Source organism: Micromonospora sp. D75 (assembly GCF_018070405.1).
In the GTDB taxonomy this organism is placed as follows: Bacteria; Actinomycetota; Actinomycetes; order Mycobacteriales; family Micromonosporaceae; genus Micromonospora; species Micromonospora chalcea.
Map to the genome: position 1 here is coordinate 1 of NZ_JAGPXV010000857.1, position 1,962 is coordinate 1,962.

Genomic DNA, 1,962 nt, shown 5'->3' on the forward strand with positions numbered 1-1,962 from the left:
CACGCTCGTCGGCAGCATGGCCGGCCTGGCGTACGCGCTGCGCGACATCCCGGTCGGCACCGGCTACGCGGTGTGGGTCGGCATCGGCGCGGTGGGCACCGCGCTGGTGGGCATGCTCGCGCTCGGCGAGCCGGTCAACCTGCCGCGCGTGGCCTGCCTGCTGCTGGTGGTCGCCGGCGTGATCGGATTGAAGTTGTTCGCCTGATCGATGCCGCATCCGGTTTGGACGACGCGGCGGCCGGGGTACCGGATCTTTCTTTGACCGGTAGCGAGATCACTCACGGAGGAACCCCATGGCCGACATCCACGCCAGCGCCCGTCCGCGTACCAACGCCGCCCGGATCTGCACGATCATCGCGTTCGTCTTCGCGGCTCTCGCGATCTTCCTGTCCCCGCTGATCTTCGGCGTCCTCGGCCTGATCCTCGGCATCGTCGGCGCCGTCCTCGGCGACAAGCCGCTGGGCTGGTACGCCGCCGCCGCGAGCGTGGTCGGCGCGATCATCGGCGCCGTGCTCGTCGCCGCGCTGCTCAACTGAGCCGGAAACCGCCGACGGCGGCTCCCACCTGACGGTGGGGGCCGCCGTCGTCCGTCGTGGGTCGTCAGTCCTCGCCGCCGCGCAGGCCGGCCAGGACCTCCTCCAGCTCGTCCGGCTTGACCAGCACGTCGCGGGCCTTGGAACCCTCGGACGGCCCGACCACGCCGCGGGTCTCCATCAGGTCCATCAACCGGCCCGCCTTGGCGAAACCGACACGCAGCTTGCGCTGGAGCATCGAGGTCGACCCGAACTGCGAGGTGACCACCAGCTCGACCGCCTGCACGAGCAGGTCCAGGTCGTCGCCGATGTCCTCGTCGATCTTCTTCTTGCTGTCCTGCGCCGGGGCGAGCACGTCCGGGCGGAACTCCGGCTCCCGCTGGTCCTTGCAGAACTTGACCACGTCGGCGATCTCGCGCTCGGTGACCCAGGCGCCCTGGATGCGCTGCGGCTTCGACGCGCCCATCGGCAGGAACAGGCCGTCGCCGCGGCCCAGCAGCTTCTCCGCGCCGGGCTGGTCCAGGATGACCCGCGAGTCGGCGAGCGAGGAGGTGGCGAACGCGAGCCGGGACGGCACGTTCGCCTTGATCAGGCCGGTGACCACGTCCACCGAGGGCCGCTGGGTGGCCAGCACCAGGTGGATCCCGGCGGCGCGGGCGAGCTGGGTGATCCGGACGATGGAGTCCTCCACGTCGCGCGGCGCGACCATCATCAGGTCGGCCAGCTCGTCCACGATCACCAGCAGGTACGGGTACGGCCGCATCTCCCGCTCGCTGCCCGGCGGCGCCTTGATCTCGCCGTTGCGCACCTTGCGGTTGAAGTCGTCGATGTGCCGGACCCCGTTGGCGGCGAGGTCGTCGTAGCGCATGTCCATCTCGCGGACGACCCACTCCAGCGAGTCGGCCGCCTTCTTCGGGTTGGTCACGATCGGCGTGACCAGGTGCGGGATGCCCTCGTAGCCGGTCATCTCGACGCGCTTCGGGTCGATCAGCAGCAGCCGCACCTCGTCCGGCGTGGCCCGGGTCAAAATGGACACAAGCAGACTGTTGAGGCAACTCGACTTGCCCGCGCCGGTGGCGCCCGCGATCAGGATGTGCGGCATCTTCGCGAGGTTGGCCACCACGTAGCCGCCCTCGATGTCCTTGCCGAGCGCCACCACCATCGGGTGGTGGTCGCTGGTCGCCTCGCGGGAGCGCAACACGTCGCCGAGCGACACGTTTTCCGGGTCGGTGTTCGGGATCTCCACGCCGACCGCGCTCTTGCCCGGGATCGGGCTGAGGATGCGCACGTCCGGCGACTTCACCGCGTACGCGATGTTGCGGGACAGCTGGGTGATCCGCTCGACCTTGACGCCCGGGCCCAGCTCCACCTCGTACCGGGTGACCGTCGGGCCGCGGGTGAACCCGGTGACCGCGGCCCGACGGTCACC

Annotated in this window: 3 protein-coding genes; 2 read left to right on the forward strand and 1 reads right to left on the reverse strand. The window is 70.2% G+C overall.

Translation table 11 applies throughout. The features are described 5' to 3' along the window. Both KBX39_RS29945 and KBX39_RS29950 read left to right on the forward strand, forming a co-directional pair. Positions 1-205, forward strand: a 205-nt coding sequence (locus KBX39_RS29945; RefSeq protein WP_247660749.1) for a multidrug efflux SMR transporter, incomplete at its 5' end; no start/stop codon positions are given. Positions 206-293: 88 nt separating this feature from the next. After that, entirely contained in the window at positions 294-536 is a 243-nt protein-coding gene (locus tag KBX39_RS29950) for a hypothetical protein (protein WP_043325780.1), read from the forward strand. A gap of 64 nt (positions 537-600) precedes the next feature. Here KBX39_RS29950 and KBX39_RS29955 read toward each other — a convergent pair. After that, on the reverse strand, positions 601-1,962 hold a 1,362-nt coding region (locus KBX39_RS29955), incomplete at its 5' end, for a DNA translocase FtsK (protein WP_210873758.1).